This window comes from Shumkonia mesophila (assembly GCF_026163695.1).
In the GTDB taxonomy this organism is placed as follows: domain Bacteria; phylum Pseudomonadota; class Alphaproteobacteria; order Rhodospirillales; family Shumkoniaceae; genus Shumkonia; species Shumkonia mesophila.
The window spans coordinates 129,854-149,915 of the sequence record NZ_JAOTID010000002.1 but is presented as its reverse complement, the minus strand read 5'-3'; the positions used below and the strand labels follow the sequence as shown (position 1 = coordinate 149,915).

18 protein-coding genes and 1 pseudogene are annotated in these 20,062 nt (G+C 66.7%); 4 read left to right on the top strand and 15 right to left on the bottom strand.

Annotated features, from left to right (window positions below; translation table 11 throughout):
• Position 1: 1 nt before the first annotated feature.
• The 11 genes from ODR01_RS04185 to ODR01_RS04135 all read right to left on the bottom strand — a co-directional run bounded on the left by ODR01_RS04185 (position 2) and on the right by ODR01_RS04135 (position 11,362).
• Entirely contained in the window at positions 2 to 622 is a 621-nt protein-coding gene (locus ODR01_RS04185; RefSeq protein ID WP_316976352.1) for an OmpH family outer membrane protein, read from the bottom strand.
• A 3-nt stretch (positions 623 to 625) separates the two neighbouring features.
• The gene (gene bamA / locus ODR01_RS04180) at positions 626 to 2,902 is read right to left on the bottom strand and encodes an outer membrane protein assembly factor BamA (protein ID WP_316976351.1); all 2,277 of its coding nucleotides are present in this window, start codon (positions 2,900 to 2,902) and stop codon (positions 626 to 628) included.
• Between the two features lie 27 nt (positions 2,903 to 2,929).
• Positions 2,930 to 4,066: an RIP metalloprotease RseP gene (rseP, locus tag ODR01_RS04175; protein WP_316976350.1), complete on the bottom strand. Its 1,137-nt coding sequence runs from the start codon at positions 4,064 to 4,066 to the stop codon at positions 2,930 to 2,932.
• Positions 4,066 to 5,295, bottom strand: a complete 1,230-nt coding sequence (locus ODR01_RS04170; RefSeq protein ID WP_316976349.1) for a 1-deoxy-D-xylulose-5-phosphate reductoisomerase — start codon at positions 5,293 to 5,295, stop codon at positions 4,066 to 4,068. The genes rseP and ODR01_RS04170 overlap by 1 nt, the downstream gene beginning before the upstream one ends.
• The gene (locus ODR01_RS04165) at positions 5,286 to 6,164 is read right to left on the bottom strand and encodes a phosphatidate cytidylyltransferase (protein WP_316976348.1); all 879 of its coding nucleotides are present in this window, start codon (positions 6,162 to 6,164) and stop codon (positions 5,286 to 5,288) included. Before ODR01_RS04165 ends, ODR01_RS04170 begins: the two co-directional genes overlap by 10 nt.
• Entirely contained in the window at positions 6,133 to 6,867 is a 735-nt protein-coding gene (locus ODR01_RS04160) for an isoprenyl transferase (RefSeq protein ID WP_316976347.1), read from the bottom strand. Before ODR01_RS04160 ends, ODR01_RS04165 begins: the two co-directional genes overlap by 32 nt.
• Before the next feature lie 4 nt (positions 6,868 to 6,871).
• The gene (frr, locus tag ODR01_RS04155; protein ID WP_316976837.1) at positions 6,872 to 7,393 is read right to left on the bottom strand and encodes a ribosome recycling factor; all 522 of its coding nucleotides are present in this window, start codon (positions 7,391 to 7,393) and stop codon (positions 6,872 to 6,874) included.
• Positions 7,394 to 7,451: 58 nt separating this feature from the next.
• Entirely contained in the window at positions 7,452 to 8,171 is a 720-nt protein-coding gene (gene pyrH / locus ODR01_RS04150; RefSeq protein ID WP_316976346.1) for a UMP kinase, read from the bottom strand.
• Between the two features lie 184 nt (positions 8,172 to 8,355).
• On the bottom strand, positions 8,356 to 9,258 hold the full coding sequence (tsf, locus tag ODR01_RS04145; RefSeq protein WP_316976345.1) for a translation elongation factor Ts: 903 nt from the start codon (positions 9,256 to 9,258) through the stop codon (positions 8,356 to 8,358).
• A gap of 75 nt (positions 9,259 to 9,333) precedes the next feature.
• On the bottom strand, positions 9,334 to 10,161 hold the full coding sequence (rpsB, locus tag ODR01_RS04140; protein WP_316976344.1) for a 30S ribosomal protein S2: 828 nt from the start codon (positions 10,159 to 10,161) through the stop codon (positions 9,334 to 9,336).
• 202 nt (positions 10,162 to 10,363) lie between these two features.
• On the bottom strand, positions 10,364 to 11,362 hold the full coding sequence (locus ODR01_RS04135) for a threonine ammonia-lyase (protein WP_316976343.1): 999 nt from the start codon (positions 11,360 to 11,362) through the stop codon (positions 10,364 to 10,366).
• A 64-nt stretch (positions 11,363 to 11,426) separates the two neighbouring features.
• On the opposite strand from ODR01_RS04135, the gene ODR01_RS04130 reads away from it, so the two are divergent.
• On the top strand, positions 11,427 to 12,755 hold the full coding sequence (locus tag ODR01_RS04130) for an aminotransferase-like domain-containing protein (RefSeq protein WP_316976342.1): 1,329 nt from the start codon (positions 11,427 to 11,429) through the stop codon (positions 12,753 to 12,755).
• Between the two features lie 240 nt (positions 12,756 to 12,995).
• On the opposite strand, the gene ODR01_RS04125 is transcribed toward ODR01_RS04130, so the two are convergent.
• Positions 12,996 to 13,343: a peptidoglycan-binding domain-containing protein gene (locus tag ODR01_RS04125; protein WP_316976341.1), complete on the bottom strand. Its 348-nt coding sequence runs from the start codon at positions 13,341 to 13,343 to the stop codon at positions 12,996 to 12,998.
• A gap of 191 nt (positions 13,344 to 13,534) precedes the next feature.
• Here ODR01_RS04125 and ODR01_RS04120 point away from each other — a divergent pair, with 191 nt between their 5' ends.
• From ODR01_RS04120 to ODR01_RS04110, 3 genes are read left to right on the top strand one after another with little or no spacing between them, the layout of a single operon-like run.
• Complete coding sequence (locus ODR01_RS04120) at positions 13,535 to 13,753, top strand: hypothetical protein (RefSeq protein WP_316976340.1); 219 nt, start codon at positions 13,535 to 13,537, stop codon at positions 13,751 to 13,753.
• Positions 13,740 to 14,135 carry a type II toxin-antitoxin system death-on-curing family toxin gene (locus ODR01_RS04115; RefSeq protein ID WP_316976339.1) on the top strand — a complete coding sequence of 132 codons (396 nt, stop codon included), beginning with the start codon at positions 13,740 to 13,742 and terminating at the stop codon, positions 14,133 to 14,135. Before ODR01_RS04120 ends, ODR01_RS04115 begins: the two co-directional genes overlap by 14 nt.
• A 52-nt stretch (positions 14,136 to 14,187) precedes the next feature.
• A complete protein-coding gene (locus tag ODR01_RS04110; protein ID WP_316976338.1) occupies positions 14,188 to 14,769 on the top strand; it encodes a tyrosine phosphatase family protein in 582 nt (193 codons plus the stop codon).
• Between the two features lie 675 nt (positions 14,770 to 15,444).
• Here the strand turns inward: ODR01_RS04110 and dnaE are convergent.
• The 3 genes and pseudogenes from dnaE to ODR01_RS04095 form a co-directional block, all read right to left on the bottom strand.
• A complete protein-coding gene (gene dnaE / locus ODR01_RS04105; RefSeq protein WP_316976337.1) occupies positions 15,445 to 18,939 on the bottom strand; it encodes a DNA polymerase III subunit alpha in 3,495 nt (1,164 codons plus the stop codon).
• Positions 18,940 to 19,137: 198 nt separating this feature from the next.
• A pseudogene (locus ODR01_RS04100) lies at positions 19,138 to 19,395 on the bottom strand (ATP-binding cassette domain-containing protein); the annotation flags it as partial.
• Positions 19,396 to 19,425: 30 nt separating this feature from the next.
• On the bottom strand, positions 19,426 to 20,061 hold the full coding sequence (locus ODR01_RS04095; protein ID WP_316976336.1) for a hypothetical protein: 636 nt from the start codon (positions 20,059 to 20,061) through the stop codon (positions 19,426 to 19,428).
• Position 20,062 lies beyond the last annotated feature (1 nt).

Below are 20,062 nucleotides of genomic sequence, written 5' to 3'. Positions count from 1 at the left end.
CCTATTTTTCCGGCTGGGGAACCTTGACGCTCGGCACCGCTTTGTCGAGCCGAGCAAGGACGATGGCCGTCATGTCCATCGCCTTGTTGTGGAAGACGATCGTGTCGCTTCTGAGGACCAGCGCGATGCTGTTCTCCGTGGCGAAGTCGGCGATGATCTTCCTCAAGGTGCCTTCCGCCTCGAGCACCGCCTTGGCATGCACCGCGTTGAGGCTCTGCTTGCGCTTTTCGACCAGACGCTGGAAATCCGTCACGCTCTTTTCGAATTTCCGCCGTTCCTCGGCGTAAGCCTCCGGCGACAGGATGGTCCGCTGGCGGGCCAATTCCTTGTTGGCGTTGCGCAGCTCGTCGTCCTCGGACTTGATGGCCGCCGAGAAGGAGGCGCTGTAGGTCTCCATCTGGCTGCGGATGCTCTTGAACACCGCCGCCTTCCGGTTGATTTCCTCGAGATCGAGAACGCCGATGCGCAGGGCGCCGGGCTCATCGGCCGCCGGCTGGGCCTGCTGCGTCGTCGTCTTCGGTTGCGCGGCCGGCTTGGTCTGCTGGGCCTGCGCGGGGACTGCTGCGAGCGCCGCGACCAGAAAACCGGCGGCGGCTGCACGCATCACGTTCGTAAGTCTCATCCGTTAAAACCTCGTTCCGAAATTCACCCGGAGAACTTCATCCCGGTCATATGATTCCTTCATCCACGGATAGGCCAGATCGATGCCGATCGGCCCAAAGGTGGAACGCCAGGTGAAGCCTATACCGGTGGAAGCGCGGATGCTTCCGGAGTCTTCAATCTCCGGCCCGGTGGAGGACAGCTCCGTCAAGGTGCCGAAATCGGTGAAAAACCGCCCGCTGACCGGGATTTCCGAAGGAAATCCCAACGGGAATGCCATCTGGACGGTGCCAGTATAGAACATCTCGCCGCCGAGCGCATCGTCCGTCGAGACGTCGCGCGGCCCGATGCCGCCGGTCTCGAAGCCCCTGAGATCGTCGCCGCCGACGAAGAAGCGATCGGGCAGCTTCACATCGCCGCCCAGGCCGACGATCCAGCCGGTGTGGCCGCTGACTTCCAGCGTCCATTCGTCGGCGATCGGAAAGAACTGCGCGGCCATGAGCCGGTTGCGCAAGAACCGCTTCGATCCGCCGAATCCGGCAAGGTCGTTGACGAGGCGCGTGTAGAACCCTTCCGTCGGCGAGAATTTGTCGTCGCGCTTGTCGTAGGTAAGGTTGTGGCTGACCTGCGAAAGCGTATCCTGGCCGGCCGCCTCCTTGACGAAGCGCGAGGCGTCGCTCTGGACGTTGGAAACTTCGGAAACCTGGAAGGTGTAGGTGAAGCCCTGACGCAGGTCATCGGTCAGCGGATAGTTGCCGCGAAACGCGAAGCCCTTCCGCTTGAGATCGTGCGAACGGCTGTCCTGGAGGTCCTGCTCGACCCAGAAGATGTCGGTGCCGGCCGCCAGTTCGCGATCCAGGAAATAGGGATCGGTGAGCGAGAAGTCGACCTGCGTTTCCTTGCTGGCCACGGTGAGGCCCAGCTTGGCGTCGTAACCCTTGCCGAGAAGGTTGCGCTCGCGGATCGAAACGTCGCCCAACACGCCTGACGAGGTCGAGTACCCGGTGCCGAAGGTCAGCGCGCCGGTGGATTTCTCTTCCACCTCCACCTCGAGAACCGTCTTGTCGGGAGCGCTGCCGGGAACCTGATCCACCCGCACCTTGCCGAAGAAGCCCAGGTTCTGGATGCGCTGGCGCGACCGGCTCAGCTTCGAGGCGTTGAAGGCGTCGCCCTCGACCAGCCGGAACTCGCGGCGGATGACCTGGTCCTCGGTGCGCGAGTTGCCCAGGATGTCGATGCGCTCGACGAAAAGCCGGGGACCTTCGTTGACCTCGAAGGCCACCGAGATGGTGTGCGCCTCGCGATCGCGGTTGATCCGCGGCCGGACATCGACGAACGGAAATCCCAGCGCGCTGACGGCCAGATTGAGCTGATCGGTGGTCTTGTCGACGGCGTCGGCATCGTACCAGTCGCCCTGTTCGATCTCGATGACGTTCTTGACCGCCTCGGGGTCGAGGTCGCGCAACGCGACCTTGAGGTCGATGGGCCCGAAGGTGTAGCGCGGCCCCTCCTCGACCGTAAAGGTGATGAAGAAGTCCTTGCGGTCGGGCGTCAACTCGGCGACCGCCGAAACCACCCGGAAATCGGCAAACCCTTCCGACAGGTAGTGGCGGCGCAGCAGTTCGCGATCCAGCGTCAGGCGGTCGGGATCGTAGCGGTCGTCCGACGAGAAGAAGCGGAACCACCGGGTTTCGCGGGTGCGAATCGCCTCCTTGAGGTCGCCGTCGTCGAATTCGCGGTTGCCGATGAAACGGATCTTGCGGATTTCCGTCTGCTCGCCTTCGCTGACCTCGAACACCAGGTCGATGCGGTTCTGGGGAAGCTGGATCACCTTCGGCTCGACGGTGGCGGCGAAACGGCCGCTCCGGCGATAGAGGGTGAGGATACGCTTGACGTCGGACTGCACCTTGGTGCGGGTGTAGATGACGCGGGGCCGGAGCGTCACCTCGGCTTCGAGTTCCTTGTCCTCGAGGTGCTTGTTGCCCTCGAAGGCGATGCGGTTGATCACCGGGTTCTCGACGACGTTGACGACCAGGGTGTTGCCGCGCGGACGGATGGTGACGTCGGCGAACAGGCCGGTGGCGAACAGGCTCTTCAGGGAGCGGTTGATGCGCACCGCATCGAAGGGATCCCCCTCGCGGATCAGCAGGTAGGAGCGCACCGTCGCCGGCTCGATGCGCTGGGTGCCCTCGACGACGATTTCCTGCACCACGGACCCGGACTGCGCCGCCGCCCGTCCGCCTGGGAGGGCCATCAGCGCCATGCCCAAGGCGATCACCACAACTCGAAGGATTCGCTGCAAGAAGTCCCCCAGGACGAATACGCCCAATCAGGTCACCAGCTGTTTGATCAGCTCGATTACCTTGAAATGATACACCAAGTCGTTCCACGTGGCGAAAATCATCAGGAGGAATACCAAAATCAAACCGAATCGGAAACCGTATTCTTGGGTGCGGGGGCCTAAAGGACGGCCGCGCAGGCCCTCGGCCATGAAAAAAACCAGGTGGCCGCCATCCAGCATGGGTATGGGGAACAGGTTGATCAATCCCAGATTGATCGACAGCACCGCCATGAAATTAATCAGGTTCACGAAACCGCCCGCCGCCACCTCGGCCGACATCTGGGCGATCCTCAACGGTCCGCCCACTTCGTCGGCCGGCCGCGCGCCGACGATGATCTGGCCCAGATAGCCCAAAATCCGCCCGCTCATGACGACCGTGGTTTCCACGGCCTTCCAGGCCGCCGTCGCCGGGCCGTAGCGCAGATAGCCGACCTGGGCGGGATCGGCGGTGACGCCCAGTTGCCCGACCATCTGGGTGCCTCCCGCGGCGGCCGGCACCGCCTTCGGCGTTACCTTGAGCGTGCGCTCGGCGTCGTCCCGGCTGAGCAGGACGTCAACTTCCACGCCCGGCAACTCGGCGATGACGCGGCGCAGGTCGTCGAACCACTGCATGTCCTCGCCGGCCACCGACAGGATGCGGTCGCCCGGCCGGATGCCCGCCGCCTCGGCCGCGCTGCCGGCCTGCACGCCGGCCACCACCGGCAGCAGGCGCGGGGTACCGGCCAGGCCGAACAGGCCGCCCAGGAGCACGATGGCGAGCAGGAAGTTGGCGATCGGACCGGCGGCCACGATGGCGGCGCGCTGACCCAGCCGCTTGTGGGCGAAGGAAACCTTCTTTTCCTCGTCGCTGAGCACCCGTTCCTGGCCGTCGGCGTCCGCGACGGTGTCGCCCTCGCCGAACATCTTGACGTAGCCGCCCAGCGGCACCGCCGAAACCTTCCAGCGGGTGCCCGCCCTGTCGTTCCAGCCGAACAGTTCGGGACCGAAACCGATGGAGAACACCTCGATGCGCACGCCGCAGCGGCGGGCCACCCAGTAGTGCCCCATCTCGTGGACGAACACGAGAACGGTAAGGACGAAGACGAAGGGAACGACGTTGTCCCAGAGCAGCGTGAACAATTCCATCAAGGCGGTCCGTTAACCGTTGCGGGTGGCGATCGCCGACATCCGGGAAGGCGGGAAACGAACTCCTTCGCCATATCGCGGGCGGCGGCGTCGGCCGCCTGCACGTCTTCCAGCGTCCGTACCGGGCCGTTGGCGGCGGCGCCAAGGGTCCGTTCGACGACGCGCGCGATATCGAGAAATCCGATCTGTCTCTCCAGGAAGCTGTGAACCGCCACTTCGTTGGCGGCATTCAATATGGTGGTCGCGGCGCCGCCGGTTTGCAATGCCTCGCGGGCCAAACGCATCGACGGGAAGCGGCCGGGATCGGGTTCCTCGAAGGTCAGCGTGCCGATCTCGGCCAGCGACAGCCGTTTGGCCGGCGCCTTCATGCGCTTCGGCCAGCCCAGCGCGAAGGCGATCGGCGTGCGCATGTCCGGCGTGCCCAGCTGGGCCAGGACCGAGCCGTCGACATAGGCCACCATGCTGTGGATGACCGACTGCGGATGGACCAGGATGTCGATGCGCTCGGCCTCGACCGGGAACAGGTGGTAGGCCTCGATCAGCTCCAGTCCCTTGTTCATCATGGTCGCCGAATCGACCGAGATCTTGGCGCCCATCGACCAGTTGGGATGGGCGACCGCCTGCTCGCGGGTGACCCGCTCCATGTCGGCCGCCGCCATGCGCAGGAAGGGCCCGCCCGAAGCGGTGAGAATGATCCGCTCGATGCAATCGGCCTTGTCGAATTCGAGGACCTGGAAGATGGCGCTGTGCTCGGAATCGACCGGCAGCAGGATGGCGCCGCTGCGCTCGATCTCGGCCATCATGACGGCGCCGGCCGAAACCAGGCATTCCTTGTTGGCCAGCGCCACCAGGCCGCCGCGGCGGATGGCGGCCAGCGTCGGGCTCAACCCGGCGGCGCCGACGATCGCCGACATCACCCATTGGGCCGGGCGCGACGCCGCCTCGATCAGCGCTTCCGGCCCGGCCGCCACCTCGACGCCGCTTCCGGAAAGCGCCGCCTTGAGCGCGCCGTAGCCGGCAACGTCGGCCACCACCGCCAGGCGGGGTTTCAGGCGGCGGGCCTGTTCGGCCAGCAGCTCGACATTGGCGTTGCCGGTCAGGGCCTCGACGCGGAAGGCGCCGGGGTTGCGCACGATCAGATCGACCGTGCTGCATCCGACCGAGCCGGTCGAACCCAGGATGGTGACGCTGCGCGGCTCCGCCGCCGCCAGGGTGGAAACTACAGCCATACCAGCACGCGGTCCCCGTCGATCATGGTAATCAGCGCGGCCACGACGACCGCCGCCAGAAGGCCGTCGACCCGATCCAGCAGGCCGCCGTGGCCGGGCATGATGCCGCCGGCGTCCTTGACGCCGAAGCGGCGCTTGATCCACGACTCGAAGAGGTCGCCGATCTGCGCGATCACCGCCAGGCCGGCGCTGACGGCGCCCAGCGCCGCCCAGCCCTCGACCTTGAGGGCCGCGGCGAAGCCGCCGCCGATCATCGCCGCGCACAGCATGCCGCCGGCCAGTCCCGCCCACGTCTTCTTGGGGCTGATGCGCGGCGCCAGCTTGGGGCCGCCGATCGCCCGGCCGAAGACATAGGCGCCGGTGTCGGTCGCCCACACCAGGATGAACAGCCAATAGACGGTCAGCCGCCCCACCTCGTCGCGCAGCCACAGCAGCAGCAACGCGGGAATGCCGATGTAAAGGATGCCAAGCGCGATCCAGCGCGAGCCGCCCCAGTCGCCGAGCGGACGGTGCCGGTCGGCCTCGCGGCCGGTCGCCGCCGCCCACACCCAGGCCAGCACGCTTCCCGCCGCGGCGAAGGCCAGGCCGGCCTCGGGACGCCCCGCCGCCGTGGCGAAGAGGGCGGCCAGCACGAAGCCCGCCCCCGCCAGCGACGCCGGTGCCCGCACCGACTGGCCGCACAGGTGGCACCATTCCCACCACAGGATGAGGCTGCCGGCGACGATGAACAGCGTGAAGAAAGGCGCCCCGAAATGAATGGCGGCAAGGACGGGGGGCAAGGCGATGACCCCCGAAACGACGCGCGTCATGACGCCGCCGGATTTCACGGCTTGCGGCTCAACCAACGGCCCCGCCGTACCGTCTTTCACGGCCCTGGTACTCCCGAATGGCCTTTTCGAACTCCTCCCTGGAGAAATCCGGCCACAGCGAATCGACGAAGACGAATTCGGTGTAGGCCATCTGCCACAGCAGGAAGTTGCTTATTCTCTGCTCGCCGCTGGTGCGGATCAACAGGTCCGGGTCGGGAAGCTCGGCGGTGAACAGCTGGCGGGCGAACATGTCGTCGTCGATCTGCCCGGCCTCGATGCGGCCGGCCTCGACCTCCATGGCGAGGCGCCGGGCCGCCGCCACGATCTCCTGGCGGCCGCCGTAGTTGAGCGCGATGACCAGGGTGAGCCGCCGGTTTTCGGCCGTCTTCGCCTCGGCTTCCTCGATGAGGGCCACGATGTCGGGCGCCAGGCGCGCGCGCTCTCCGATCACCCGCAGCCGCACGCCGTTCTTGGCCAGCGTCGCGATCTCGTTGCGCAGATAGAGCCTGAGCAGGCCCATCAGGTCGCGCACCTCGCTCTCCGGCCGGTTCCAGTTCTCCGACGAGAAGCCGAACAGGGTGAGGATGGACACGCCCATCTCGGCCGCCGCCTCGACGATCGTACGCACCGTCTCGGCGCCGCGCTGGTGGCCGGCCGTGCGCGGCAGGCCGCGGGCGCGGGCCCACCGCCCGTTGCCATCCATGATGATGGCGACATGCAGCGGCGGCGATGCCGGACCGTTGGCGAGGGAGAGCGCTTCCATCGGGTCAGACCTGCATGATCTCGGCTTCCTTGGCGCCGACCAGGTCGTCGATCTTCTTGATGTGCTGGTCGGTCACGTCCTGGATCAATTCCCCGTAATCGCGGTGCTCGTCCTCGGAAATCTCGCCGTCCTTCTCCGCCCGCTTCAAGGCGTCCATGGCGTGCCGGCGCACGTTGCGCACCGCGATGCGGGCTTCCTCGGCGTACTTGTTGGCGATCTTGGAAAGCTCGACCCGGCGCTCTTCGCTCAGCACCGGAATCGGCACCCGCACCAACTGGCCGTCGGCCGACGGGTTGAGGCCGAGCCCGGATTCCAGGATCGCCTTCTCCACCGCCTTGACCAGCGAGCGGTCCCACACCTGCACCGTCAGCATCCGGGGTTCCGGAACGCCGATGGTGCCCACCTGGTTCATCGGCATCTGGGCGCCATAGGCGGCCACGGAAATCGGTTCGAGCAGGCTCATCGAAGCCCGCCCCGTGCGCAGGCCGCCAAATTCCTTGGACAGCGCCTCTACGGCCCCATTCATTCGCCGCACGGCGTCTTTTTCGATCGCGTCGAATACCGCCTCGGTCACGTCAACCTCCCTAACTGATCATCGTGAAGACGCCGCCACCGGTGACGACATCTCCAAAGGCACCCGGATTGTGAAGCGAAAAGACGAGAATAGGAACCTTGTTCTCCCGGGCCAGCACGATGGCCGAGGTGTCCATGACGCGCAGGTCGCGGGCCAGCACCTCGCGGTAGCTCAGCGTGTCGAACCGCTCGGCCGTCGGGTCCTTCTTGGGATCGGCCGAATAGACGCCGTCGACCTGGGTCGCCTTCATCAGCGCGTCGCACCCCATCTCGACGGCGCGCAGCGCCGCCGCCGTGTCGGTGGTGAAGAAGGGATTGCCGGTGCCGGCCGCGAAGATGACGACGCGGCCCTTCTCCATGTGGCGGATGGCGCGCCTGCGGATGTAGGACTCGCAGACCGAGGCGATCGGAATGGCCGACTGCACGCGGGTCTCGACGCCCTTGGTTTCGAGGATGTTCTGCAACGCCAGCGCGTTGATCACCGTGGCCAGCATGCCCATGTAGTCGGCCCCGGCACGCTCCATGCCGGCTTCCTTGGCCATGCTGCCGCGGAAGATGTTGCCGGCGCCGATGACGACGGACACCTGCACGCCCATGTCGGTGACGTCGCGGATCTCCTCGGCGATGCGATTGACGATGGCGAAGTCGTAGCCGAATTCCCGCTTGCCCATCAGGCCCTCGCCCGAGAGCTTCAGGAGCACGCGCCGGTATTTCGGTGTTTTTTGCGGCATAGGATTATCCGTTCGGGTCACGCGAAAACGACCGCGGCATTTCCACGGCCCCCCGGAGTGGTCTCCCCCGCGTCCGGCCAAGCCCTGCCCCGGAAACGGCGGCGATCTTACACCATCCGCCCCCGCCCGATAGCCGAAATTCGGCGCCGGCCGCCCGGCGAACCGCCGGGCGCCCCGCCGGATTTCAGCGGCCGGCCGTGGCCGCCACTTCGGCGGCGAAGTCCTCGTCCCGCTTGGCCAGGCCCTCGCCGAGGGCATAGCGCACGAAACCGGCCACCGATCCCCCGGCCGCCTCGGCCACCTTGCCGACCTTGCTCTCGCCGTCGATGACGAAGACCTGGTCGACCAGGCAGACTTCCTCGTAGTACTTGCGCAGCCGGCCTTCCATCATCTTCTCGATGATGTTGTCCGGCTTGCCGCTGGCCCGCGATTGCTCGATCAGCACGTTGCGCTCGCGCTCCAGCAGCGCCGGGTCGAGGTCCTCGCGCGACACCGACTGCGGGTTGGCGGCGGCGACGTGCATGGCGATCTGCTTGGCGGCCGGGGCCAGCTTGTCCGACGCCCCCTTCAGCGCCACCAGCACGGCGATCTTGCCCAGGCCGTCGGCCACCACGTTGTGCAGGTAGGCGCCCAGAACGCCCCCCTCCGCCTTGAGCACGGCGGCGCGGCGCAGCGACATGTTCTCGCCGATGGTGGCGACCAGATGGGTCAGCTCGTCGGCGACGGTGCGCCCGGTGCCGGGATAATCCGCCGCCTTGACGGCCTCGATGTCGCCCTCCTTGGCCAGCGCGATGCCGGCCACGGTGCGCACGAAGGCCTGGAACTTCTCGTTGCGGGACACGAAGTCGGTCTCGGCGTTGACCTCGACGACGGCGCCGGCGTTGCCCTTGACGACCAGTCCGACCAGGCCTTCCGAGGCGATGCGCCCGGCCTTCTTGGCGGCCGCCGCCAGGCCCTTCTTGCGCAGCCAGTCGACCGCCGCCTCGATGTCGCCGTCGGTTTCGCCCAGCGCCTTCTTGCAATCCATCATGCCGGCGCCGGTGCGCTCACGCAGTTCCTTCACCAGGGATGCGGTGATCTGTGCCATTTCAACCCTCGTTCATGAATTCCGCTGTCAGAATCTGCGAAGCCTTGCGGCGGGACGCGCGTGTCCCGCCCGCGATCAGGCTTCGGCCTTGGCGCCTTCGTCGTCGACGCTCGCCACCGGTGCCGCCTCGACGGCCACGGCTTCGGGCTCGTCGTCACCCAGGGACTCGGCCAGCACTTCCTCGGCCTCGCCGGCGTCGCCGCCGACCGCGGTGATCTCCTCCTGGATGCCCGACAGCACCGAGGAAACGACCAGTTCGCAATAGAGGTTGATGGCGCGGATGGCGTCGTCGTTGCCGGGAATCGGATAGTCGATGCCGTCCGGGTTGCTGTTGCTGTCCAGCACGGCGATCACCGGGATGCCCAGCTTCTTGGCCTCGGCGATGGCGATGGCTTCCTTGTTGGTGTCGATGATGAACAGGATGTCGGCCAGCCCGCCCATCTCCTTGATGCCGCCCAGCGCGCGTTCCAGCTTTTCGCGCTCGCGGGTCAGGCGCAGCAGCTCCTTCTTGGTCAGGCCCTTGACCTCGCCGTCGAGCTGCTCTTCCAGGGTGCGCAGGCGCTTGATGGAATTGGACATGGTCTTCCAATTCGTCATCATGCCGCCCAGCCAGCGGTGGTTGACGTAGTACTGGCCGCACTTCCTGGCCGCCTCGGCGACCCGTTCGCTGGCCTGGCGCTTGGTGCCGACGAACAGCACGCGCCCGCCGCTCTTGACCACGTCCTCAATCGCCTTCATGGCGCGATAGAGCATCGGCACCGTCTGCTGGAGGTCGATGATGTGAATGCCGTTGCGCACCCCGAACAGGTAGGGCGCCATCTTGGGATTCCAGCGGCGGGTGTTGTGGCCGAAATGAACGCCGGCCTCGACGAGCTGGCGCATGGTAAAGGTGGGAAGTGCCATGGTTCGTGTCCTTCTCCGGTTGAACCTCCGCGGGCTTCGTCCGGAACAGACCGGACACCGGAGCGACCGACGGCGCATAAACGCCGGGGCCGCGCGCCCGCGTGTGGGATAAGGGGCGCGTTGTAGCGCCGCCACCCGGCGAATGCAAGGGCAAAGGGAGCCTTCGCCCGAGGCGCCGCAAAGCCTCCTCTCCGCCCCGGGTTCAGTGTGCCAACGCCTTGGCGAACACCTCCGGATCGACATTGGCGCCCGACAGCACCAGCACCGTGCACCTTCCCTCGACCCGCACATGCCCCGACAGCGCGGCGGCAAGCGTCAACGCGCCGCCGGGTTCGGCGACGAGCCCGAACTCGGCGAAGGCCACGCGCATGGCCTCCAGCACCTCGTCGTCCGAAACGACGGCGACGCCGCCAAGCCGTGGCGCATTGATGGCGAAGGTAAGGACGCCGGGCATCGGGGCCTGGACCGCGTCGCAGATGCTCTGCGCGCCGGGCGCATTGGCCAGCCGTTTCCCGGCGGCGATGCTGCGCGCCGTATCGTCGAACGCCACCGGCTCCACCGCCCAGACACGCGAGTCCGGCAGCAGCGCCTCCCACGCCAGGGCGCATCCCGCCGCCAGACCGCCGCCGGAACAACAAACCACCAGCGCGTCCGGCTTCACCCCCATCCGTCCGGCCTGCTCCGCCGCCTCGCGGCCGAGGGTGCCGGCGCCCGCCACGACACGCCTATCGTCGTAGGGGGGAACCAGCGTCAGGCCCCGCTCCTCGGCGAGCGCGCGGCCGATCGCCTCGCGGTCCTCGCGATTGCGGTCATAGAGGATCACCTCGCCGCCCCAGCTGCGCGTCGCCTCGATTTTCCGGGCCGGGGCATCCGCCGGCATGACCACCACGGCGTGGCGAACGCCAAGCCGCCCGGCGGCCCAGGCCACGGCCTGCCCGTGGTTGCCCGAGGAAAACGTCGCCACGCCCCGATCGCGTTCCGCGGGCGTCAGGAGGGAAAGGCGATTCCAGGCGCCGCGCGCCTTGAAGCTGCCGGTCTGCTGCAGCCCCTCGGCCTTGACCAGCAGGCGGCCGCCAAGCCGCCGGTTGAGCCGCTCGCTTTCAAGCAGCGGCGTCTCGCGCAAAACCCCGCGGATGCGGGCGGCGGCCTGCTCGATCTCGGTGAATTCGGGGGGTTGGAGGTGCCAGGGTGTGTCGCTCATGCCTTGCAGATTTACATTCCCGCGCATGTTGATACAATATCTACATTGTCTCAGAGACATTCCGATGAACGCACGCGACATCGCCGAAGCCCTGGAAGCCTCGATCCGCGACGGCCGATTGCCGCCCGGCGCGCGCCTTCCCACGCACCGGGACCTGGCATATCGCCACGGCGTCGCGCTGAACACCGCGACCCGCGCCATGCGGATGCTGGCGGAGCGGGGCCTGGTGGTCGGCGAAGTCGGGCGCGGCAGCTTCGTGCGCGCCCCGGGCCAGCCGGATTCCGAGGCCCTGTGGATCGAGCGGGACATCCCGTCGCTGATCGATCTCACCGGCAACGTCATGTCGTTGCCCGGCCTCGCCGAGCGGTTCGAGGCCGCGACCCTGGCGGTTCTGCGCCGCCAGCGCCACGCCCTCACCGACTACCAGCCCCATGCCGGGCGTGACCAGGACCGGGCGGCGGCGGCGGCCTGGCTCGCACGGCGCGGCGGCCTGCCGAACGACCCGGCGCGCACCCTCGTCTGCGCCGGGGCGCAGCATGCGGTCATGGTCGCGCTCATGGCGACGACGCGGCCGGGGGACGCCGTCGCGGTGGAAGCCCTCACCTGGCCCGGCATCAAGGCGGTGGCGGCGGCGCTCCGGCTGAACCTGGTGCCCGTCGCCATCGACGATCGCGGGCTGCGTCCGCGCGCCCTCCAACGGGTGGCCGTCCGGCACCGCATCGCCGCGCTCTATTGCATGCCCGATCTGCACAACCCGACGTCGGCCGTCATGACGGCGCGGCGCCGGGAGATGGTGGCCGCCCTGGCGCGGCGGCACGACTTCGCGCTGATCGAGGACGATGCCTACGGCTTTCTCACCGACCAGGCCCATCCGCCTCTGGCGGCCCTGGCCCCCGAACGCGCGTGGTACGTGCGATCCACCTCGAAGGCGATGCTGCCGGCGCTGCGGGCCGCCTGGATGCTGGCCCCGCCCGGCCACGAGCAGCGGGCCTCGGACCTCATCCGCGCCACCGTCTGGATGGCGCCGCCTCTCGGCGCCGCAATCGCCTCGCTGTGGATCGCCGACGGCACCGCGGCGGCGCTGGAGGAGGAAAAGCGGCGGGAGGCGCATGCGCGCCAAAGGATGGCCGCCGCCGCGTTGCCCGCCGCGTGGGGCCGCTCCACGCACCCCTTCTCGATGCACTTCTGGCTGAAACTGCCGGACGGATTGCGCGCCGATGACGCGGTCGGCGCCGCCCTGGCGGCCGGCGTCCGCGTCGCGCCCGGACGGGCCTTCGCCGTCCAGGGCGCCCCGAACGCGATTCGCCTGGCCCTCGGGCGTCCCCTGCGCCGCGAGGATTTGGCGGAGGCGCTGCGCCGGCTTCTGGCTGCCTGGGGTCGTGGCGCCGCCTAGGTAGGGGACTCATAGCGGTAATTTTCGTCATTCCGGACGTTAGGCGAGCCCGGTGTCCGAAGGGGACGCGAAGCGTCAACTCGGGCACCGGGCTGCGAGCCTTGCGATCCGGAATCCAGGAAGATCATGCGTCGTCCCATGGCCCCTGGATTCCGGATCACGGACTTTCCTTGCCAAATCAAAGATTTGGAGGAAAGTCGTGTCCGGAATGACGGCGTAATAGGTCCACGGCCTAGGCGGCTATTTCGAACCGGCGCTGGGGCAGCTTGCGGGGTTGTTCAGCCTGTCGCCGGTCGCCGCGACGGCCGAGGAATTGACCGGCAGGCCGCAGTCCCGCTGGAACGAGCGGATAGCTTCGCGCGTGCGGGGGGTCAACTGCCCGTCCGCGCGGCCGGGCGCATAGCCCTGCCGGCGCAGGTTCTGCTGCGTCGCCTTGACGGCCGAATTCTTGAGCCGGACCACCGGTTCGGCGGGAAGCTCCCCGGCGAACTGTATTTCGCCCATCGGGGATGCCGCAAAGGCCGGGGCCGTGGCAAGGCCAATCAGCATCGCCACCAGAGCGATACTCCGTCCTGCCGCTATCAGCATGTCTCGCCTCCTTCCCTTAAGGATATGGGCAGGCCGTCCGCCGGTCTCCAGAGTTGGCGCCGAATGTTCCATGCGGCGGCTTCACCGTCGCGCGGTAATGTTGGCATACTGGACTTATGGAGTGCCCCCTACCAATTTGGTAACATGCCGTCTGAATATAGATACGGCGTTTCGGTGGGACTCGAATTCAAATGACCAATAAGAGTGCGCCAAGGAAAATCGGAAGGTCGGCCACCTCCGGAAAAATCATCCACTCCGGCGGCCAGACCGTGCGAGGCGGGGATATTTGGGTGGTCGCCTCCAGTCATGGATCGCAGGAAACCATTATCACCTCACCAAGCTCGGCCGCATCGATCAAGCGCATCGCGAAGGCCAACGCGAAGGCACTGGAACGCCTTGCCAAGAAATAGGCGTCACTACCGCATCAAGCTTGGGGATGCGATCTCGGCGCACGAGATCGCGATTCTCTACGGCGGGCGTTCGGGCATTCAGGATCAAAACCTGATCGAGTCCGCGATATGCCGACCGTACAACGGATACTATCGGCCGATTTACAAGAAAGCGGCCGCACTCGTCCACTCGGTGGCCTGCAACCATGGCTTCACCGACGGTAACAAACGAACCGCTTTTATCCTCTGCAATCTGTTTCTGGAAAAGAGCGGCTATCGCCTGCGAGAGACGGAAAATGACAACGGCGATCTGGAGAGTTTGATTCTCGGACTGGCGACCCGCGCAATCGGATTCGAAGAGGCCGTTGAATGGTTTAAACAATATGTCGACGAAGTTCCCTAATGCGCCCATTGCTCTTCACTCCCCCAAGCACTCCTCATAAGGCCCCTCTCGCATGAAGCCCCTCTCCATTTCCGTCCTCACCGTCTGCGGCATCGACGAACTGCCGGCCCAGCGGGCCCGCAACGTCACCCACGTCCTCTCGCTGCTCGATCCCGGCTGGCCCGAGATCGACGCCTTCCAGCTCTATGGCGCGCATCATCGCATCACGCTGCGCGTCCACGACATCATCGAGCCGAGGGCCGGGCAGATCCTGCCGACGCGCCGGCATGTCGAGGATATCCTGCGCTTCGGCGCCGACCTCGAGGCCTCGAGCGCGGACCGCGCCGAGGGCCACCTGCTGATCCATTGCCAGATGGGGGTGTCGCGCTCCACGGCGGCGATGCTGTCGCTGCTGGCCCAGGTCTACCCGGACGAGGCGGAGGATCGGCTGTTCGCCCGCCTCAGGGATATCCGCCCGCAGGCGTGGCCCAACTCGGTCATGGTCGGCCATGCCGACGATCTGCTGCGCCGCGGCGGCCGGCTGACGAAGGCACTGGGCCGGCACTATCACCACCAATTGCGGCACGACCCCTCGTTCTTCGAATGGATGACCCGCCTCGGCCGCAGCCGGGAACTGGAGATGGCGGCGCCGTGAGCCGCCGGCGGGGCCGCGCGGCGATCCATTGACATTCGTCCCTTAATGTGATATTATTCCTTTTTTCGTTCTTTGACAGGTAAACATGCTTGTCACCGGAGGGGGCGGAAGATCCCCCTTAACCTTCTGATTCCAAAGCGAAAAACCGTAAAATGACGAGAAATGACGAGGTTTTTTTCGGCGATTCCCTAAGTTTCCGTTCTATTTCAACGCGTTAAGGCATATGAACAAAACCGCATAATCGTCATTTCCATGCTAGAGCGGTTTGCGATCGTACGGAATTGCCAATTCATTTCTCGTCATTCCCGCGAAAGCGGGAATCCAGGCCAAACGGCCGTTCTGGACTCCCGCCTGCGCGGGAGTGACGCAAGAGATGGTTTCGCCTGAACGCAAAATGCTCTAACACGCCGATGGCTTTGACGGCCCCCGCTCAAAGGCCGTCATGCCCACACTCGTTGCACGGCTGTCCGGTTTAAATTTTTCTGCTACCAAGACGAGCTCTTGGGCACCCATGCGCCTCTCAAAATCGTCATGGCCGGACTTGTTCCGGCCATGACGACGTTGGGGAGCGTTGGATGACCGAAGAGCCCGCCCTGAAGGCAGGAAAGCTTTAACCGGACAGCCGTGGGGCAAGCCCGGCCATGACGGACGGAGCGAAGCACCGGAGAGGCGGCGTCACATCTCCTCGGCGGCGAGGACGCCGGGGATTTCCTGGACCGCCCAGATCAGCGAGGGCGACACCTTGTAGCCGCCGGGCAGCGCCACCTCCACCTCGGCCCCCGCCTCCAGCCCGCAGACCAGCTTGACGCGGCCCCGCCCGCGCCCCTGGCCGGAGAGCGTCTCCTTGAGGCGCGGCAGCGGCGAGGCCGAGGCCAGGCGCACCTTCATGCCGGGGCTGGTGCCCGCCGTCGCCTCCTTGAGCGAGGAAATGGCGTGGGTGGTGAAGCGCACCCCTTCGCCCTCGAACTGGGCGGAGGCCTTGATGAGGATCGAGTTGCCGACCTCCAGCAGGTCGCGGGCCGAGGCCAGCACCTCGGAGAACACCGTCACCTCGAACACTCCCGAGGCGTCCGAGCAGGTGACGAAGGCGTAGCGGCTGCCCTTGGCCGAGGTGCGCTCGCGCTTGGCCATCACGGTGCCGGCCAGCGTCACCTGCCCCGAACGGCCGGCCGCCAGGATGTCGGCCGAGCGTTGGGCGCCCACCCGCTCCAGGCTTTTGCCGTAGGAATCGAGCGGATGGGCGGAAAGATAGAAGCCGATGGCGTCGAATTCCTCGCGCAGGCGGTCCATGGCCGTCCAGTCGGGGGTGTCGGGCAGCTTCTCCTCGGCCATCGCCACCGGCGCCGCGCCGCCGCCGAACAGGCCCATCTGGTTGCTGGCCCGCTCGTGCGCCGCCGCGGCGGCCTGGCGCAGCAGGCGGTCGATGCCGTCGAACACCTGGCGGCGATTGCGGTTCAGCGGGTCCAGCGCGCCGGCCCGGGTCAGGTTCTCCATCTGGCGCTTGTTCACCGCGTGGGCGTCGAAGCGGCCGGCGAGGTCGGTCAGGCTCTTGAACGGGCCGCCCTTGCCGCGCTCGGCGACCAGGGCCTGCATCGCCGCCACGCCGACGTTCTTGATGGCCCCCAGCGCATAGCGCACGGCGCCCTGGCCGCCGGCGGCGCCGGGCTCGACGGTGAACTCGGCCTCCGAAATATTGATGTCGGGGGGCAGGAGCGCGATGCCCAGGCGGTTCAACTCCTGGCGATAGCCGGCCAGTTTATCGGTGTTGTGCATGTCGAGCGTCATCGAGGCGGCCATGAACTCGACCGGATGGTTGGCCTTGAGATAGGCGGTCTGGTAGGCGACCAGGGCATAGGCCGCGGCGTGCGACTTGTTGAAGCCGTAGCCGGCGAACTTGGCGACCAGGTCGAAGATGTCGGAGGCCTTGGCCTGGGGCACCTTGCGGGCCACCGCGCCGTCGACGAAGATGGCCCGCTGCTTGTCCATCTCGGCCTTGATCTTCTTGCCCATGGCGCGGCGCAGCAGGTCGGCGCCGCCCAGCGTGTAGCCCGACAGCTCCTGGGCGATCTGCATCACCTGTTCCTGGTAGATGATGATGCCGAAGGTCTCTTTCAGGATGCCTTCCAGCGTCGGGTACAGATAGTCGGGCGCCTCGTCGCCGTGCTTGCGCCGGATGTAGCTGGGGATGTTGTCCATCGGGCCCGGCCGGTAAAGCGCCACGATGGCGATGATGTCCTCGAAGGTGTCGGGCTTCATCTTGCGCAGGATGTCGCGCATGCCCGAGCTTTCCAGCTGGAACACGCCGGTCGTCTCGCCGCGGGCCAGCAGCTCGAAGGTGGCGGCGTCGTCCAGCGGCAGGTGCGAAAGGTTGAGCGAAACCCCGCGCTTGGCCACCAGGTCCACCGCCTTGGCCAGCACGGTCAGGGTCTTCAGGCCCAGGAAGTCGAACTTCACCAGCCCGGCCGATTCGACGTACTTCATGTTGAAGCCGGTGACCGGCATGTCGGAACGCGGATCGCGATAGAGCGGCACCAACTGCTCCAGCGGCCGGTCGCCAATGACGACGCCGGCGGCGTGCGTCGAGGCGTGGCGATAAAGCCCCTCCAGCCGGCGGGCGATGTTGAACAGCCGCTCGACCGCCGGATCCTCGCCGATCATCTGGCGAAGCTGCGGTTCGGCGGCGCGCGCTTCATCGAGCGTCATCGGGTTGGCTGGGTTGTTGGGCACCAGCTTGCAGATGCGGTCGACCTGGGCATAGGGCATCTGCAGCACCCGCCCGACGTCGCGCAGCACGGCCCGGGCCTGCAGCTTGCCGAAGGTGATGATCTGGGCCACCTTGTCGCGGCCGTACTTCTCCTGGACGTGGCGGATCACCTTGTCGCGCTGGTCCTGGCAGAAGTCGATGTCGAAGTCGGGCATCGACACCCGCTCGGGGTTGAGGAAGCGTTCGAACAAAAGCCCGAAGCGCAGCGGGTCGAGGTCGGTGATGGTCAGCGCCCAGGCCACCACCGAGCCGGCGCCCGAGCCGCGGCCGGGGCCGACCGGGATGCCGTGCGCCTTGGCCCACTGGATGAATTCGGCGACGATCAGGAAATAGCCGGTGAAGCCCATCTCCATGATCACGCCCAACTCGTAGCCCATGCGCTCGCGATAGGGCTTGGCCGCCGCCTGGCGCTCCTCCCCGGTCATCTCCGGGCGCAGGACCTGGGCCTCCAGGCGGGCCTCCAGGCCCTCCTTGACCTTGGCGCGCAGGACATCGCGCTCGCTCTGGCCGGGGCCGCAGTCGTAGGGTGGCAGGATGGGGTCGATCTTCTCGACCATGAAGGCGCAGCGCCGGGCGATGACCAGGGTGTTGTCGACGGCCTCGGGAAGGTCGGCGAAGAGCACGCGCATCTCCTCGGCGCTCTTGAAGCCGTGGTCGGGGGTGAGGCGCCGGCGGTCCGTCTCGGACACGTAGGTGCCCCCCGCGATGCAGATCAAGGCGTCGTGCGCCTCGTACATGTCGGGGCCGGAGAAGAACACCTCGTTGGTGGCGACCAGCGGCAGGTCGTGGGCGTAGGCGAGATCGATCAGCGCCGGCTCGACGGCCGCCTCGGCGTCCAGGCCGTGGCGCATCAGCTCGACATACAGGGCGCCGGGGAACGCCGCCTTGAGGCGGGCCAGCAGGGCCTCGGCCTCGTCCGCCTGGCCCTCGGCCAGCAGCCGGCCGACCGGGCCGGCCGGGCCGCCGGTCAGCGCGATCAGCCCCTCGCCGTGGGCCTCCAGCGCCGCCAGCGAGACCTGCGGGTCGGCCTCGGCGTCAGCGTCGAGATAGGCGATCTTGAGCAGGTTCAGGAGGTTGCGGTAACCGGCGTCGTTCCGGGCCAGCAGGACCAGGGGATCGGTGGTGGCGCGAACGCCGCGCGGCCCGTTGCCGGCGGGGGCGCCGCGGAACTTGTCCGCGTCGTCGCGGCCGACGGCCAACTGGCAGCCGAGAATGGGCTGGATGCCGGCCCCGGCGCAGGCGCCCGAGAACTCCATGGCGCCGAACATGTTGTTGGTGTCGGTCATGGCGACCGCCGGCATGCGCCTGTCGCGGGCCAGCTTGACCACGTCGGGGACGCGCATCGCCCCTTCCAGCAGGGAGTACGCGGTATGGACGCGAAGGTGCACGAAATCGGCGTGGGACATGCCGTCAGGATTCCACAGCCGCGCGCCCCTGTCAGCCGGATATGGACGGCCGGGCGGCGTTATCCACAACTAATTGCGGGCAGGCACCCCCTCCCCACCCCTCCCCCATCAAGGGGGAGGGAGAAAGGGGCAAGGCGGCGCCATGGCGTTCCCTCCCCCCTTGCGGGGGAGGGACAGGGAGGGGGGGAATTGCCGCGATCAGACCGCCACCAGAACCCCGTTCTGCAGGCGCACCGTGCGGTCCATGCGGGCCGCCAGTTCGGTGTTGTGGGTGGCGATCAGGAGCGCCAGTCCGGCACCGCGGGCCAGCTTGAGCAGCATGGCGAAAACGTCGGCGGCGGTTTCGGGGTCGAGGTTGCCGGTCGGCTCGTCGGCCAGAAGCAGGCTGGGCGCGTTGGCCAGGGCCCGCGCGATGGCAACGCGCTGCTGCTCGCCGCCCGACAGCTTGCCGGGACGGCGGGCGTGCAAACGGCCGTCGGCGAGCGCTCAGACGTCATTGGGCTTCGCGTCACCGCAAACATGTGGGGGTAAGGGATGTTCGGTTTTTCGTTTGCCCAGGCTCCATGACGCTATGTCCATTTCTAGTACCCTCAAGACTTTCGCTTTCTCTCCGATGCTAGGGGCAAGAAGTCTTTGAAGTTCTGCGGCCCTCCCAAAAGTCATTTCGAACAATGGCCTGACCGTTTCGGAGGACTCGGGGGCAACAAATGTTCCATTGCGAACTCGACTAAGCAGACCTTCGACCTCTCCGACGAATTCGACGAAATCAAAAATCCGCTTAGCAACATCCGGATCCAGGTTACCCAACTGAAGGTACATACTTTGAAGGTCGGCAAGCAGGGGAATGGGGCAGGCAACAAGATCCCAACTAGCATCGGACATGGACGGCGTCAGGTAAGACGTACGGGTTGCTATGGAGGTTCGAATTGCTCCCAGAATTCCAAAGAGGGCATTGGACAGAGCCTCGCGTTCCTCCTCCCGCAGACGGTCGTCGCGCTTGCGATTAAGGTGGGCATTGAACATCGCGCCAGCGAGGATTGCGAGTAGGCCGAACAGCGATCCGGCTAGGGCGCCGAGGAAGGTCGCCGCGCCGGGCTGAAGGCCCTGGATCCATTCCCACATC